The 16,472-nt window shown below is 55.1% G+C and carries 9 protein-coding genes and 1 pseudogene; all 10 read left to right on the top strand.

Going from position 1 to position 16,472, the window contains the following annotated elements; translation table 11 throughout:
• Positions 1 to 261 precede the first annotated feature (261 nt).
• The 10 genes and pseudogenes from ACEN9Q_RS25615 to ACEN9Q_RS25660 all read left to right on the top strand — a co-directional run bounded on the left by ACEN9Q_RS25615 (position 262) and on the right by ACEN9Q_RS25660 (position 16,447).
• Complete coding sequence (locus ACEN9Q_RS25615; RefSeq protein ID WP_495628997.1) at positions 262 to 459, top strand: BPSL0761 family protein; 198 nt, start codon at positions 262 to 264, stop codon at positions 457 to 459.
• 1,496 nt (positions 460 to 1,955) lie between these two features.
• Entirely contained in the window at positions 1,956 to 2,612 is a 657-nt protein-coding gene (locus tag ACEN9Q_RS25620) for a hypothetical protein (RefSeq protein ID WP_495626491.1), read from the top strand.
• 2 nt (positions 2,613 to 2,614) lie between these two features.
• Positions 2,615 to 4,927, top strand: coding sequence for a DISARM anti-phage system protein DrmE domain-containing protein (locus ACEN9Q_RS25625; protein WP_495626492.1), 2,313 nt, complete (start codon positions 2,615 to 2,617; stop codon positions 4,925 to 4,927).
• Positions 4,928 to 4,937: 10 nt separating this feature from the next.
• The gene (locus ACEN9Q_RS25630) at positions 4,938 to 8,489 is read left to right on the top strand and encodes a helicase-related protein (RefSeq protein ID WP_495626493.1); all 3,552 of its coding nucleotides are present in this window, start codon (positions 4,938 to 4,940) and stop codon (positions 8,487 to 8,489) included.
• A gap of 2 nt (positions 8,490 to 8,491) precedes the next feature.
• Positions 8,492 to 9,058 (top strand): annotated as a pseudogene (locus ACEN9Q_RS25635) (DUF8724 domain-containing protein); the annotation flags it as partial.
• A gap of 261 nt (positions 9,059 to 9,319) precedes the next feature.
• On the top strand, positions 9,320 to 10,384 hold the full coding sequence (locus ACEN9Q_RS25640) for a hypothetical protein (RefSeq protein WP_495629009.1): 1,065 nt from the start codon (positions 9,320 to 9,322) through the stop codon (positions 10,382 to 10,384).
• Between the two features lie 71 nt (positions 10,385 to 10,455).
• Positions 10,456 to 11,172 carry a phospholipase D-like domain-containing protein gene (locus ACEN9Q_RS25645; RefSeq protein WP_495626494.1) on the top strand — a complete coding sequence of 239 codons (717 nt, stop codon included), beginning with the start codon at positions 10,456 to 10,458 and terminating at the stop codon, positions 11,170 to 11,172.
• 249 nt (positions 11,173 to 11,421) lie between these two features.
• Positions 11,422 to 13,158 (top strand): SIR2 family protein, encoded by a 1,737-nt coding sequence (locus tag ACEN9Q_RS25650; RefSeq protein WP_495626495.1) that lies wholly within the window; start codon positions 11,422 to 11,424, stop codon positions 13,156 to 13,158.
• Entirely contained in the window at positions 13,158 to 14,606 is a 1,449-nt protein-coding gene (locus tag ACEN9Q_RS25655) for an argonaute/piwi family protein (protein ID WP_495626496.1), read from the top strand. The genes ACEN9Q_RS25650 and ACEN9Q_RS25655 overlap by 1 nt, the downstream gene beginning before the upstream one ends.
• A gap of 383 nt (positions 14,607 to 14,989) precedes the next feature.
• Complete coding sequence (locus tag ACEN9Q_RS25660) at positions 14,990 to 16,447, top strand: toll/interleukin-1 receptor domain-containing protein (RefSeq protein ID WP_495626497.1); 1,458 nt, start codon at positions 14,990 to 14,992, stop codon at positions 16,445 to 16,447.
• Positions 16,448 to 16,472 lie beyond the last annotated feature (25 nt).

Genomic DNA, 16,472 nt, shown 5'->3' on the forward strand with positions numbered 1-16,472 from the left:
CTCCCGGGCTGCGGGTAAAGACCAGTCCCAGTAGCGGCAAAGCTGGCTACCTCGCACTGTCTCTCAAGTAACTCCGCACTTACGTGGCGTGGCGCTCAAGTTCGCGAAGCCGCCAGTTGAGCATCAACCGTGAATTTTGGACTGGCAAGCAAACTAGCTCCTAGCGTTGACACTGACCGAACCAAGCCACGTAACGCCCAAGTAGAGTGGAAAGCCTCAACGAACCAGAGCGCTAAGCGCAGTCAGGCTCCAAACATGACCATGCCATATGAACGTACTCGTGCTGTACTAGAGACTCGAGAGTTCCTACTAGCACTAACTCGTCCAAGCCACACGCCCGATGTGCCGGAACCCATACGTCAGCGCGCGATGGCGCTACTTCGCCATTACCCAAACGCTGGCGACATGGATTTGGCTCACAGCGCTATCCCAAATTGGTTTGGCCCCCCAAGTAGCTAGGCCTAAGAACAGGTAATCGCTTGCGTGTGCCACGAAAAATACGACGCCCTTAATGGCCTGTGGTTTTTTAATATCAATAGCTGCGACCTAGTGCGCGAGGCGTTATATTTTTCTTATGGCCTACGGATATTTTTAGTTGCGTGTTGTAAAATATTTAGACGCGCTCGACCGAAGATGTCTGTTAGGGCAACCTACTAGCGGAAACAAATTGGAGAACAATAGCGTGCCGCAACACAACTTCAAGGTTGCTTATGAGCTATGGGTCCATATCGCCGGGATGTTCCCCACAGTCCTCCCTTTTGTCGCGGGTTAATTGGCGTGCCATCAGCAATCGAACTGCTAAGGAACTTCGAAACCGCGAGATTCATGCACCCGTAGTGTCCACGTACCGCTGGTGGGCAAGGCGCCCACATAGCGTGATGGGAGCGCTGCTGGACGCAGCCATTGCACAGTACGGACCGTCTCTCACAGTTTCAGACCCTTTCAGCGGTGGGGGCACGGTTACGTTTGAGGCCACGAGGCGCGGGGTAAAGGCGTATGCTCAGGACTTGTACCCTTGGCCTGCGAGAGGGTTGGCTGCCGCGCTGAGTATTTGCAACGCGGATGAACTCACAAATGCCGCACGTACCGTGCAAACGGCACTTGCGCACCACCGAGAAGCCTACCGGACACAGAACGGGGCCGAGCTCTCACACGTGCTCAGAGTCCGTATTGCAGAGTGCAAAGGTTGCAAGCGCAAGGTACATGAGTTCCCGTATGCGCTAGTCTCATTGACGAGTCGTGGGGTCCATGACAACGGCGCCTATTATGGTTGCAGAGCATGCGGCGCCCTCACGCTACGGAAAAAAAACATCGCCTCGTTCACCTGCGATGGCTGTAGCCATCATTGGCAGTTGGACCAAAAGCTTGTGGGCTGTCCGCACTGTTCAAATGCTGAATTGTCTCCATGTGGATGGCGTGCTGTGCTCGTACAGGAATTGACCACGATTAAGGGGCACCTGCGCGCTGTCCTCAGACCAGTGTCAAAGGGGGACCCTGTCGAAATCCAGCTGGCATCGGCAGCCCATCCTGCACTTGCGACGGGCATTCCTCCGGGAAAAGAGACAAACAGACTCTTAGATAACGACTTCAAGACCTGGGGTGACCTGTACACGCGTCGACAGGCCGACATTCTTATCGACGGATTGCGCGCAATTGCCACATTGGAATGCTCTGGAGCTGTAAAGGACCGCCTCGCCTTCGCGTTGCTTGGCGCGGCCGAGATGCCGGCGTTCCTCAGCAGATGGGACCGATTCCACCTGAAGCCATTCGAAGGAATGGCCAATCATCGGTACACTCAAACAACACTAGCAGTTGAGTCTAACCTTCTCTCCCCGGTTGGCCGGGGCACGATTCCTCGTCGATTGGAAGCAACTGGTCAAGCACTGCAGTGGCTCATCGAGTCCCGCGCCCATCCGCCTAGAGTGGTCACGACAGTGCCGGGCCGGAGGGGACGCATGAAGACTGATTGGGACGTGCTTGTCACCACTGGAAGTAGCGCGAAACAGGCCCTTCAGACTGGGTCTATTAACGTCGTGGTGACCGACCCGCCATATTTCGATGACGTGCAGTATGGTGAACTGGCAAGACTATTTCACGTTTGGCTGTCGGTCTACGACCCTAATGTTACGGTCAATGAAGACGCCGAAGCTGTGCCGAACAGCATACGAGGTACGTCCACTGCAGGGTACGAGGCGACGATTGCTGCATGTTTGGCCGAAAGCCGCCGTACACTAAAAACAGAAGGTCGGGTTGTTCTTACCTTTCACAACAAGAAGATTGTTGCTTGGCGCGCACTGGCTGGCGCGATTGCAACAGCGGGGTTGAAGGTGACAGCACTTGCCGCCGTATTGTCTGAAAACGATGCTGACCATTGCAAACGTAACGTTGAGGCGATGCTTCACGATTTAGTCATTGAGTGCGCGCCAGCAGACACCCCTTTGTTACCTAGCCTCTCCCTAGAGTTCACTCCGAAGTCGACTGCAGAAAAGAACCTCGCAGCCATGGGCTTAGCGCTTGCCGATTGCGTAGCGGCCTGCGATTCGATAGACATCGGCGCCAAGTACCGCAGTCATCTCGACAGGCTTGGTACCCGCACTCGCCTCATAAAGTAGCAATGTGGGACGGCGCGATTCAGTTATCCACACAGCGCGTTACTGACGCGCTTTTGCATCGAGCCGTTCTCCCGCAGGAGGCCCAGGCATTCGAAAAGGTCACCGGGGCCATTGCAGTTCGAGCAGCCTTGCGACCAGGCGAGCAAAACTTGCTGTTCGCCGTGCCGGAGGCAAACGCTTCGATTGCCCGTCACGTCGTCGCCGCACTGCTCATTGGTGACCATGCACACGCAAACGGGCAAAGTGCCCTACCCCCGCTAGAAGTCCACCACCTCCTGCGCGGCGACATCGTCCTAGTGACGCAAGCGATTTCTGTTGGCAAAACAAAACTTGAACAGCTTCAGATTGGCAAGGGGCTCCGCCTTACTGACATCTGGGAAGTGGCTACGCTTAGCCGATATACCGCAGCCAAGTCGTCGAAGCCAAGGATATTCTTGGCCAATCCAGGCTGGCTAGAAAAGGCAATGGAGGGACGACGATTTGGTGCGGTGGTCATCGACGCTTCTCACCCCAACACTTTCGCTCAGCTGCCAGAATTGATGCGTGCAGCCTCGGGATGCACGTCTTTGCGGATAGCTGTGTCTCCGCCGCCCACCGACGCTGCACTAACAGCATGTGGTTATCCTTCAAAGCTGCAGTTGTGGATGTGGGACCCGCAGGCGAAATGTGACGCTGAAACGGTTGTCGAGGCCGCGGACCCGGCGCCGCATATGACCGCTGACCGGTTCCTTTGGATATGTGATTCCGACGACGAATCCGCTCAGGCACTTGCGGACGTCTATAGGTGGCTCTGCACTGCGGCAAGAGCGGCCGATGGGCGAAGCTATCCGGGTCTTCGCCAGTGCTGGGGAGTCTACAACAGACTGCGCCAGGTTGCCGTCCCTCTTGGACAGTTGGAAGAGGTGGCGGGTCGTACCTGGTCTGGCAATTTGCGGCGGCGCATAGACGAATTGAACGCAATCAGCGGACATGGAAACGTTGCGTGGGACACTACCTGGCCCCAACTTGTGACAACGCTCAAAGCTGCATACGAAACGCTGCTACGTCGCGAGGAAACCGCAAAGTTCTGGGCTTTAGCTTCCAATTTGGAGACGTTCCTCGTGTCGCCAGCACCTCTCCGTGTGGTCACGAGCTCAGAAGCGGAAATGACGCTTCTCGTGCCTGCGTTGGAGGCCGTTGTCGGCGGTTTCTCGGAAGCGGTTGCCTCGGGCAGAGTTGAGTTCGTGACTGGCAGTCGTGAGGCCCGACTGGTCGCCGAAGGTCATGTCTGTCCTACGGTACTACTTGCTCCGAGAACTAATCAATTCCGCTACCTCGATGTGTTTCCGGCGGCGCGCATTGATGAGCTGCTCTATCCGCACGAAATCGATATTGAGCGCGGTAACCAGTTCAGGCTTCATGCTGCTTGGGCTCCTCGGCTAACAGACGACGAGCGAGTGCGGTTTCTCGAGCCATATGGGTTTCGTCCCATGAAGTCTTCACGAGCACGAGTTGCCGCGCGGCCGCCTGCCATCATCGTGCGTAAGTCCAACGGGCAACCGGTTTCACTGGTGATGCCAGCAGAAGTCTCCGGTGAAATTGACATCGACGCGCTGGCAAGTGATTCAGGTTCTGGTCTGTTCGACGGACACGCGCCTACAGTCTACGCATCCTCAGGACAAGTGGGAGGGACTACCGAAATACGTTTCACCAACGGTGAGCGGCGTCAGTTTTACGGAACCCAAAAGGTGGACGTCTATCTATCTGAGACGTCAACCATTCAACGTCACTCGGCGAAGGACGTCCGTGTCGGATGGCAAGTCATCACTTTTGTCGACGGCGAGTATGAAGGGCTTTTCCAGCGACTTTCCGACGCTGTTAATTTGCGGCTACCGCAAAGTGAACGTGCCGCCCTAGAACTTTGGCGCAAGGCCAAAGAGCATCTCCTCGCGCGCTTCGATAGTAAACGCGAGTTGTTCGACAGGCTGGTATCGAAGGGTCTTACATCAAGTTACGGCACGTTCATCAGTTGGTTCGGAGACGGTGAAGACTACGTCATTGCCCCACAGCAATTCGAAGAGTTCAAGATTTTAGCGGCTGAAATCGACGCCTACGCAAACTCGACGCTGATGATGAACAGTGCCTTCAAGGCAGTCCAGCACGAACGAGGACGAAATCGAAAGCTCGGCCGTGCTCTTCGAAAATTCCTCCGTGCGGTTGTGACCGGTTCTGGGTACGAAGAAGCTCTCGCTAGTGCACGCAGCCTAGATGCAGCCATTGGGGACGTGTTCGCTGCCGTAGAAGTGTTAGAGGTTAGTTCAGTTTCCGATATTTAAAGGAGTCACGATGGCTAACAAGAACGGCTACAGCCCCACGTACCGCGACGAGCTCGCCATCTCGCGGCATTTTGTACAAGTGCTAGAGCAGAGGCTTGCCGGACGCGATAGCGTCCGAAGGACGAATGTGCACCCCTTGGACTGGTGCCATTTAGGGGTCATCGGGCCCGCGAAGCAGCAGCACACCCCTGTTGAAATAGATGCCGCAGCATTGGAAGCTGAGGCCCTGCCGGATAGCGTCGTTGAAACAAAGTCCTCTGGCGGCTCCTCTGCCGAGGCGCGACCGGCTTCAGTGACTTCTGCCAACGCAAAGGTGAGCACGCTTTCAAACAACGCTCCTGCTGAGCCGGAAGACCCGAAGGCCAGTGAAAAGAACGACGACCGGGAGGGGACACGACGTCCTCCGTCGGCAATTGGTTTTGAAGCTCTGGTTCAGCCCGATGCGCAAGGAATTGTCGAATTGGCCCTCAGCACTCAGTTCTGCATCTTTACAAAGCACCTCCCTGACTTCGCTGAACAGACCAATGTTCTGGACGCGGGAGCGTCTGCTGGGGCGCCTCTTGCCGAGGTAGTGCAGCGATGGCCCCTAGAGCTGTGTGACATCAAACTGAAGATTCCGGCGACGGGCGGCATATTCAACGACAACGGCGCGGTACAACACGTGTTGGACCAGGCCATGAAACGTGCCTTTGAGCGTCCCGATGCAGAACGCGTCCTGCCGGCCACCAGACCAAAGGTGTCAGAGGCCGACATCAAGACGCCCGAAGCGTTCAAAGCATTTTTGGCAGCGCGAGTCCACAGTTTCGATGTCGATAAATGGCAGCTGCAGGCCTCGCTGGAAGTGCGGGCAGTCGCGCGCCTCGACGGAAAGGTTCGCATTGGCTGTTACTTCAAGAACGAGACACCCGAAACGCCGCCATTGACGAAAGGTAAAGGACTAAAAGATGCATTCAAGGTTATCAGCGACGTCCGCATCGAAGCCAAGGTCAGTGGTGGAGCGCTTCATCCCATAGAAATCCTGCCAGTCCCTCAAGACTACCAATACGACCGCCGCGTGTGGGCTGTGGGCCACAACACCAGCGTAGTTACGAAGCCTGAGGATGGCTCGATTCGCACGGCGGCCTTGGCTGTCTTCGAACAGCCTCGCATCATGACGCGCGACGTGGTGCCGGCAAAGTTTGCGGCTCTCGACGAAGCGCCCTTCAAAACGCTCCAGGCTGTCTATGATTCGATGTGCGAATACGAACGGGATTGGCAAAAGCGCATTATCGATGACAACGAGCTCACGCTGGATGACGCAGCTTTGGCCGAATGTCGCCGTGACCATGCCGGCTTCAAGGACGAGATTCGTCGCTTTGCATGCGGTATCGCGGCGTTACAGGCCGATGAGCGGTTGCTTCGTGCCTTCCAAGCGGCGAATCGTGTCTTCGGCAAGCTGGCGAACGGCTATGACGCATGGCGGCTCTTCCAGCTTGTCTACATCGTCACCCAACTTCCGGCGCTCGCAGTCCGCGAGAACCACGTCCAAGGGGAGTTTCCGATTGGAACGAAGCGAGACTGGAGTGACGCCTTGGATTGGGGCGATGTGCTCTGGTTCCGGACTGGCGGCGGTAAGACGGAAGCATACTTGGGGTTAGCATGCTGTGCCATGCTCTACGACCGGCTGCGGACCAAGCGTTTCGGCATGACGGCCTGGCTGCGCTTTCCGTTGCGCATGCTAAGCATCCAACAACTTCAGCGGGCCATGCGTGTCGTCTGGGAGACGGAGACGGAGCGCAAACTAATCCTCGGCGATGAAGCCAGTCAGTCAGCACCGCTGCGCCTCGGTTACTTTGTCGGTAGCACAACGACCCCCAACAGTCTAACGGCTGAATATCTGAGCAACCTCACCGCGGAAGATAGCCTCGAGCGCGTTCGCGCTGTACCCGATTGCCCAGCGTGCGGTGGGCGCGGCACAGTCAAAACCGAGGCAGATGTCGCGGCAATCCGCTTCCGCCATATCTGCACGACCTGTACTGCGGAACTGCCCTTGGATGTGTCCGACGATGAGGTGTATCGACACTTGCCTGCGCTCGTAGTCGGCACTATCGACAAGATGGCGACCGTCGGCCAGCAGCCGAAGTTCGGTCTGCTGTGGGGCGGGGCCAAGTGGAAGTGTCCAGAGCACGGTTATGGCTTTGGAGAATGGTGCTCAGCGTACGGCTGCAAGATAGACAAGAAGCTTCGCAGGAAAGTCAAGCCTTATGACCCTGCGCCCGCACTTCACATTCAGGACGAGCTACACCTATTGCAAGAGGAGCTCGGAGCCTTTTCTGGGCACTACGAGACGCTCATCCGCTACTGTGAAGAAACGGTAGGGGGGTTGCCGTCGAAGGTCATTGCAGCGACGGCCACTATCGAAGGCTTCGAAAATCAAGTGCGGCACCTCTATGGCGTAAAAGCTGCACGACGCTTTCCAGGTAGGGGCTACGACCGCATGCGCAGTTTTTACGCTGCCCCTGACCAGGACACGGAAGGTCAACCAAAGACCGCTCGAATCTTTGTTGCGTTCAAGAGTCCATCGCTATCGCCAGCTGACGCGTCCGCGTTGAGCACCGAAATTCTGCACACTGAAATTGGCCGGCTGTTTGCAAATCCGCATCTCGCCTTGGCAATTTTAAAAGACGCAAAGACATCGGAGGATGTCGATGCGCTCCTGCGCCATTACTCGACCACTTTGAACTACGTCGGGAGCTTGGCCAAGGGTTCCCGGGTTCGGCAGGCCTTGGAAGAGGTGGCGTCGAAGATTAGGCCTGGTGCTCGAGACCTTAATGTCGAATACCATTCCAGCCGCTCATCAAGTGCCGAGGTCGCTGACGTTGTCCACCGAGTTGAAAGTCCTCCCAATTGGACCGATGACGGTTTCCTTGATGCTCTGGTCGCGACGAACATGATTAGCCACGGCGTCGACCTCGAGCGGGTCAACTTAATGACGATGGACGGTGTTCCCGAGGAAACTGCTGAATACATTCAGGCCTCCAGTCGAAGCGGTCGGCGACATATTGGCTTAGTCGTGGTCGTCTTAAGCGGATTCTCGTTGCGAGCCAACAGCATCTACCACAGGTTCATTGAGTACCACCAGCACCTGGACCGAATGGTGTCTCCTGTGCCGGTTAACAGATTCGCTAAGTACGCGGCTGAGCGAACCTTACCCGGCGTTGCCCTCGGCGTCATCTATGGAGTGCATACGGCTCAGACCGGCAACTCTAAACTGAACAACCGAACCGATGTGGTTGACCTGCTCAACGTATTGGGCAAAGACTTTATTAATGAGCTCAGGAAGGCCTACTCCCTTGGAGACGGCATTTACGACGAGCGGCTCGAGAGGTCGCTGACCGAGGTGCTGGCCAAGCAGCTCGACCGTGTAGAGATGTCGATTCGAAACAGCACTGAGAGAAAGGTCAAAGACGCCGTACGGCCTGCTCCCATGACAAGCCTACGCGACGTCGAGGCAGGCGTCCCTTTTTGGCCTGACCACTGCGACTCGCGGCTGCTTACATTCGTTCAAAAGACCAAGGACTGAATATGGCTAACAAAGGATTCTCACGAGGTCAGACGCAAGTCCTCTTCCGCCACTTGCCGGAAGCGATTTTTGAGCACGACGATTATGGTCTTTGCAAGGTAACGCAAGTAGCACTCGGCGACACTGACGTTAACCGTGACGCTCTCTTCGACGCGATGGCGGACGCATTAGCCATGTGGCCCGCGGCGTTTGCCACAAAATTTCCGGATACGCGCGACGTGTCACGTCGGTCCTTCTATGCTGTTGGTTCCCCGAGGGAGGTGCGTTTCACACCCTATCCTCAGGTATTTCGTTGCCGAACATGTGCCCGTACTGGGAAGTTCACGGACCTTTTGAAACGCGGAGCCTCCGCCTCGGGACGCTGTAGCTGCGGCGGTTATCTGAACCAGATGCGCTACGTCCAAGCACACAACTGTGGCAGACTTGAGGAGCTCCACGTTCCCTCGCAACGCTGTGCCGGTTGTGGCAGCACCACGGACCTCGCGTTTTACGACCCTGGTCGAGTTAAGCAGGCACGGTGGTACTGTGCGAAGTGTAAGACGGACGTCCAAGCGCTGCGTATGACCCCCTGCAAATGCGCCTACAACAATTCTCTTCCTCCGGGCCCGCGCGCTGAGAAATATCTTCGTGTCGTTCCGACGGGAGACCCGTCACTGTACATTCCACACACTGTGGCATTTGTAAACTTCCCTGAGGACAGCCAGGAGAAGCTTCGTGAGGCGCCGGACTCATTGCAACTCATGCTTGCGAGGACGTGGGGGCTTCTGCGCGACAGTGTCCCTGAAACGATGCGCGAGCGCGCGAGTTTAGGTACGCAGGAGGATGCGGACATGACCGCTTCACTTGTAGAGCAGCTTCGCAAGTTCGACCCGAACAATCCGGTCGTACTCGAATATGACACCAAGAAGCGCAAGCCAAAGGGCCAAGCCGAGATTGACCGAGTCAACGAGTTGCTCAAGGCTTGCAAGGTAACAGCAACCGGTGCTCCTCGTCGCTGGTTAATCGAACACACTACCCTCCTCGATAAATCGGACATCGGTACCGTTGCGGACGTGGCCAGAATGCTTAGGGGTTCCGGGGATGAGGCTGGTGCGCACGACATCGAAGAGGGGCACCGTAAGGCGACCGAACTGCTCGGAATCAACAGTATTCGAGTGATTAACGACTTTCCTCTCGCTCTTTGCGCGTATGGGTACACCCGTACTGCGCGAGACCCCTCGCGCACGATTATTACGCCGTTTCCCGTGGATGAGCGCGGACGCATCCCCGTCTATGCCATTACTGCCGAAACGGAAGCGCTTTGGTTTGAGCTTGACCCCGTGAAGGTCTATAGCTGGCTGATTCAGAACGGTGTGGCTGCCGGCACCATACCGGCTTCTCGAGAGCAGGCGTGGGCGCGATTGTATGCTGAGGTGCCAGGCCTGCGCCAAGCACCACATGAGCCTTCGTATGGCCAGTTGGAGGCAGTGGCTGTCCGGTCGCTCTTGCATACCATGAGCCATCTCTTCTTGCGGCGCATTGAGTGGAGTGGCTTTGCACCCTCTAGCGTTGGCGAATACCTCATCCCTGGCTCACTGTCGTTCATCCTTTACGCTAATCGTCACGCTGAAACAAAGATTGGTGGTTTGACTACCCTGTTCGAACAACGTTTGAACACTTGGCTATGGGACGCAGTGCAGTCAGGACGCGAGTGTGTCTATGACCCAATCTGCGAGGACGAGGGGGGCAGCTGCGCTGGATGCACTCATCGAGAACATAACTGCGTCAGCTTCAACCGGGAGCTCTCAAGGGCAACCGTGTATGGGGGGCCGGCACCTCAAACCAGTGCCTTTGAAGGCGCCAGTTTGGCCCACGGGTACTGGCAGGACGCGTGGAAGGTGGCGCCGGAAAAGTGAGACAAATTTCTGAGGTTTCGGCTCGCATTCAACGACCGGACGGTGTTAGAAGGCTCGGCCAGGCACTTTGGATGATGGTCGGTGAGTGCTTGGATTCATCGGCAGAGCTGCTGTGGGCCTGTGCATTGCTCGGAGTTGACGGGGAACGCATTTTGTTTGAGGCGTTGCTAGAGTCTGGTTGCATCGGACTAGACAACCGGCTCCTAGCACGTCCACTTGCAGCCTTCCTGTGTACGCTTTGGCAGGCACCAGATGAGCCGGATGTGTCTCTGCTGTGGACACTGCCAGATGAACTCAGTGTTCCTGGAATCGACGCCTCTGGCTACGCCGATGGAGTGCTAAGAGTCATTGGAGGCGCTCAACAACGCCTGATGCTTCTCGCGCCATATCTGGAGGCCGAAGGTATAGGCCAGTTGCAAGAGGGGCTCCTCCTCGCCTTGGCCCGCCGTGTATCTATCGTCTTAATTACGCAAAACGCAAACGCATTGCCTTCATGTGCCTCGGCCTCACTTGAATCCCTGAGGCGCGAAGCACGTGGCCTGCCAGGAGCTCTTCGCGTGTACACAGCGCGTGCCTCCGCTCCCGTGCTGCTTCATTCGAAGCTTGTTGTGGCAGACGGAACTACTGCCATCGTCGGTTCTGCCAACCTGACCGGGAACGCGCTGCTACGGAATCTTGAAACCGGTGTATTAGTTGGCGTTCGCCAAGCCGTCGAAATTGACCATGTGATTCAGAGAATTATCGAGCTCGGGCATGTGCAGTTTCTATTTACTACGGAGACGCATTGACTCCGGTGCGTGCAATTCTTTACCGCTGTTTTCGACCGCTATCAATCCGATGACGAGCTTCTCAGACTGTGATAACTTCCAAGTATTTAAAAGATGTTAACTACTAATCAAGGAGGGGCCTTGGATGTAGAAATACCGACTCTGTCGGGAGCAGAGTTCGCGTCCGCGTTCGCGTTGCGGCCGAATCGGTTGGCGTGGTTTCTCGGTGCCGGCGCCTCCGCCGCGTCTGGTATCCCGACTGGGTACGCCATGATTCGCGACTTTAAGAAGAAAATCTTCTGCCAGAAGAACAACTATTCGCCTCAGGAAGTCGACTCTGGGGACCCACTTTGGTCGGAACGCATTGACGAGTTCTTCAAGCGCACGAGCATCCTTCCACCCGATGGCCACCCGGAAGAATACTCGGCAGCTTTCGAGGCGGTCTATCCGCACGAATTGCACCGGCGCCAATATATAGATGACGCCGTTAGCAAGGGCACACCATGCTTCGCGCATCGAGCGCTTGCGGCATTAATGTCTAGTCGGCAGACAGATTGCGTATTCACTACCAACTTCGACCCACTGGTCGAGGAATCGGTGACCCTGAGCAACGCATTGTTGCCCGTCGAGAGCCAGAAAAGGCCGACCGTTGCCGCGATAGATTCAGCCGAGCGTGCCCTACGGTGCATTAACGAGAGCGATTGGCCACTCATCGCTAAACTCCACGGCGATTATACCTCTGTCAAAATCAAGAACACCAATGCTGAACTGCAGACGCAGGACGCAAACATGCGGTCGGTTCTTGTAGAAACATGCAAACGCTATGGCTTGGTCGTCGTAGGATATAGCGGCCGAGACGCATCCATCATAGAGGCGTTAGAGCAAGTCTTACGGGAACCGTACGCGTATCCTGGTGGGTTGTACTGGGTGACGTCCTCGAAGAACCGGCTATTGCCAGCGGTAAAACAACTCCTAGAGCATGCCATCATTGCTGGCATCAATGCCGTTGTGGTTGAGTCAAAGACCTTCGACGAGTTGGCTGGCGACTTGGTTGCCCAAGTTCAGCTTCCCGACACACTGCGAAACCATGTAGACGTCCACAAGGGCACCGAGCGTCTGCGGCCAGTCGTTCCGTTGGCTGTCGAGGCTCTGCAGTTCCCAGTATTGCGGTATTCAGCCATTCTAGTTGAGAAACTTCCCGTCGAAGCTAGACGGTTATCACTTAACAGACCACTCACCACGGAGGATGCTCGACGACTCCTGAAAGACCAGAAGTGTCGGGCCGTGGTCGCCGCACGCGGTAAGGAGCTGGCTATTTTTGGAAGAGACGAGGAAGTTCTCAAGGTGTTTGCGGAATATGGCGCAAAACTAGAAGGCACAATCGCGCTCAATCCAGAAAGAGATAGTTGGGCCTTGGGCCTTCAATATGATGCACTTATCCGGGCGCTTGCACGTAAGCGTCCGCTGCTTCCTCGGTTCAAGCACAATGGCCATGTCTTAGTGGTAGCTGGTCAGCGCGAAGAGGATAGTGACGAACTTCGCCGGCGCAAAAATGAGGAGCTAGCCAAACTTAAGGCCACCTACGGGTCGTTGACAGGTCAGGTCCCAGGACTGGGCTACGGTTTCGCTGAAGGTATCTATCTCAAGTTAGAGAAGGTCCAGGACCGATGGTGGTGCGGATTTGAACCGTCCACCTTCGTCGACATTCCACGTGAAGTTAAGGCGAAACCTGAAAACGACACGAGTGACGAGCTTGGCAGGCCGATGATGCGAACGCTTGACCCGTCGGCCGATTGGCGGCGCGAGCGGTGGGCCCGGAAATACAACAGCAACTGGGCGCAAATCATCGATGCTTGGGCCGGGCTGCTTACTTCTTGTAAAGATAATTCAGTTTCAGCCCTTGGGCTTCAGGCGGGAGAAGGAGTTGATGCGGTATTCAAGGTTTCTCCAGTGACAGGGTGGAGCCGTCCTTCAAATGCCCATCAATATTTCAATCGGAGCAAATAATGGCAAGTACCGCTCAAGATTCGAAACTGCCACCTTTTACGTTGCTCGACGAGCCGTATCTGTCTTTTGCACCGAACGATAATCAGGTCGACGAACACCCGCTGCGCGGATTGGTGAGATTCGGGCCATTCTCGAAGGGCTCGTTCGGCGGCTATACACCGCGAATCAGAATTGCCACAGTTGGCCCCGCAAGCACATTCATAAGGCGCGGTGACCTGATGAAGGAGCTACTCCGCACACATGATGCGGCCGAGCGAAAAGAATATGTGCCCCGTTTCCCTGGCTTTCAGAACCTATTCCACGTCGAGCTAGCATCCGCTCCAAGTGATGCGCACGTAAAGTGGCCTGAGTCTATTGGTCAGCTGGCAGGAGACGGCACAGCGGAGCAGCGCCTGTTCATCGCCATGGACAACGCACTGGCCAGATTGAATAACGTGCGCGATTATTTCGACGTTGTTCTCGTGCACTTCCCAGATTCTTGGGCTGCGGCCACACGCACAAGGTTCTTTGATGCGCACGATGCGCTGAAGGCACTGGGCGCCAAGTACAACATCCCGACACAGGTACTTAACGACAGGGCCTTCACTTTCCAATATAGAGCGTCGCTTGCCTGGCGTCTTTCCACCGCGCTTTATGTAAAAGCCGGGGGCATCCCTTGGAAACTAGCACGCATGAAGAGCGTTCCAGACGACACTGCCTATATTGGCCTTGCCTATGCGCTCCGCGGCGACCCAACAAATGCACACTACGTCACGTGCTGCTCCCAAGTGTTTGACATGGATGGTGGGGGAATGCAGTTCGTCGCTTTCGAGGCCCGCGACCCTGTGGCCGATGTGAAGGAGGCCCGGCGCAATCCATTCCTGAGCCGGGCTGACATGCGTGCCGTAATCGCAAGAAGCCTGGAACTCTATCAGAAGAGAAATGCAGGTCAACTCCCCAGACGGCTCGTCATCCACAAAACGACTGCCTTCAAGAAAGAGGAGCTCGATGGTGCTTATGATGCGCTTGCTGGAATCCAGGAGGTTGAGTGCATAGAGGTTGGAACACATTCCACTTGGCGAGGTGTTTGGCTGTTGGATTCCAAGAAAGACTCTCCGCGTAGCATCCCGTCGGGCTACCCGGTTCCGCGGGGCACAGTCGTCGTGCGCTCTGGGCCATCTGCCTTACTCTGGGCAGCCGGCAATGCGCCGAGTGTCTCGACAAAGGGTGACTTTTACCAAGGCGGGAAAAGTATTCCAAAGCCGCTACAGTTGACCAGGCACGCCGGACGGGGGCCCCTGGAGACGGTTGCACAGGAGGCATTGGCGCTGACAAAGATGGACTGGAACAACGATGCTCTCTACGACCCTGTGCCAGTTAGCATTCGTTACTCCCAACGGCTGGCCAGGACGATAGCGAATGCTCCAGACTTACCAGGGAAGATTTATCCCTACCGTCTTTTTATGTGACGTGTAAGCGTGAGCGGTTCAAGCGGAGCTATTGATATAGCTCCGCTTTTTATTTTCCTACCATTTCCTCCTTTGGCTGAGATAATATTGTGCTGCGGGTGTCGGAGAAGAACAAAACGCGAAATTTTATAACCATGCAATCGTGTAATACTTGGTGAAGTTGGCATGCGAACGTCCGCGCAATTTATTGATTTAACATTTCAAAGTTGCTGGCCATTAACTAATAAATTACGCCTAGACTCCTTTTAACTATCACCCTTTATTAAGGCTGAAAAAGTGAGTGGAATGAAAAGAATTTCCTGAGGGTTGGCTTATCTATTAATATTTAGCACCCAGTAAGGCTGATAATCTAAAAAATCAAAAATTTTTCACATAGTATTAACATGAGCACATCTACCGAGCATCCGAAAGTTTTCATCTCCTACAGCTGGACCAGCCCTGAGCATGAGCAATTCGTCGTTGACCTCGCAACTACATTACGCGGCCACGGTGTTGACGCAGTACTCGACAAGTGGGACTTGAAGCCAGGGCACGACAAGTACGTGTTTATGGAGTCAATGGTTGTTGACCCGACTGTCCAGAAAGTGCTTGTAATTTGCGACCGAAAGTATCAGGAAAAGGCCAATGCACGCGCTGGCGGAGTCGGCACCGAGTCGCAAATTATTTCTCAGGAACTGTACGGGCGCGTGAAGCAAACGAAGTTCGTTCCTATTGTGTGCGAATACGGCGATGACGAACAGCCTTGTCTTCCTGTTTTCATGAAGGGCCTCATCTACATCGACTTGTCGACTGAAGAACGGTACGGCGCAGGATTGGACGAACTGCTTCGCCTCATCTATGAACAACCGTACCATCAAAAGCCTAAGCTCGGGGGACTGCCATCGTTCGTTGCTAGTCCGGGGGCAAGCTATGTTAAGGAACTTGCTGCCGCTCTTAGGGCGATACAGGACGGGAAACCCAATCGACAGGGACTTGAGTCGCTTTTTGTTAAAAGCTTGCTAGCCGAGGTTGCGAGGCTTTACGTTACCCCAACTGGAGAAGGTTATGACGAAGAGGTATTTCAGGCAATCTCATCAACTAAAGTTCTCCGCGACCAACTCGCGGAATATGTGGACGTTGTCGCGGCTTTTTCCGCAGATGACCCCAATTCGTTGGCCCCTTTCCATAAGTTAATGGAAGGCCTGGGCGAACACTTTGGGTTACCCATCAACCAAGGTACTTATTACCCTGGGTGGGCAGACCTTTTTTCATTTTTTGCACTCGAGGCGTTCCTCATTCAAACTGCCGTACTTCTGCACCATCACCGCTGGAAAACCCTACGGCGACTGTTAAGCGCAACGTATATAGTTCAACAACCACAACGAAGAGAATCGCAGGCTGAGAGCTATATGGCGTTCGACGCAAACGTCGTATCGTTGGATGAACATAGGAACCGCCGTTTGCAGCTAAACCGAGTATCGGTTTCCGCAGACATACTGAAAGAGCGCTCCACGTTGGATAAGACCTCCTTCCCAGAGCTTATAGAAGCGGATGTTTTTTTGATGTTGGGTTCGATTGCAAGGTCCTTTTCCCCAGCTGCGTCTGAACAATGGCCGAGCATTTGGCGAGCTCGAACCACCGTTTATTCCTCTTATGGCAATAGATTCCCAACTTTCATGCGCGCAGTGGACGAAGAAACGCGCAACGGCATATATCACGCCATCGGTGTAACCTCGGGCGCGGAGTTAAAGGCCAGAGTTGAGAAAGCCAAAGCTCGCTTTGGTGAGTTCGACCATCAGCGCAGGTCCTTTAGCTATTTCAATTTCTTTGAAGCCATAAACTCAGATGTCCTGCTGCAGTAAGGATAAGCCAATAATTAAAAACAAT

The sequence above is a fragment of the Massilia sp. Masssp93 genome (genome assembly GCF_059491295.1).

Coding starts and splice junctions, on each gene's coding strand:
- ACEN9Q_RS25615 (WP_495628997.1), top strand. CDS start 262: ATGCCATATGAACGTACTCGTGCTGTACTAGAGACTCGAGAGTTCCTA.
- ACEN9Q_RS25620 (WP_495626491.1), top strand. CDS start 1,956: ATGAAGACTGATTGGGACGTGCTTGTCACCACTGGAAGTAGCGCGAAA.
- ACEN9Q_RS25625 (WP_495626492.1), top strand. CDS start 2,615: ATGTGGGACGGCGCGATTCAGTTATCCACACAGCGCGTTACTGACGCG.
- ACEN9Q_RS25630 (WP_495626493.1), top strand. CDS start 4,938: ATGGCTAACAAGAACGGCTACAGCCCCACGTACCGCGACGAGCTCGCC.
- ACEN9Q_RS25640 (WP_495629009.1), top strand. CDS start 9,320: ATGACCGCTTCACTTGTAGAGCAGCTTCGCAAGTTCGACCCGAACAAT.
- ACEN9Q_RS25645 (WP_495626494.1), top strand. CDS start 10,456: ATGATGGTCGGTGAGTGCTTGGATTCATCGGCAGAGCTGCTGTGGGCC.
- ACEN9Q_RS25650 (WP_495626495.1), top strand. CDS start 11,422: ATGATTCGCGACTTTAAGAAGAAAATCTTCTGCCAGAAGAACAACTAT.
- ACEN9Q_RS25655 (WP_495626496.1), top strand. CDS start 13,158: ATGGCAAGTACCGCTCAAGATTCGAAACTGCCACCTTTTACGTTGCTC.
- ACEN9Q_RS25660 (WP_495626497.1), top strand. CDS start 14,990: ATGAGCACATCTACCGAGCATCCGAAAGTTTTCATCTCCTACAGCTGG.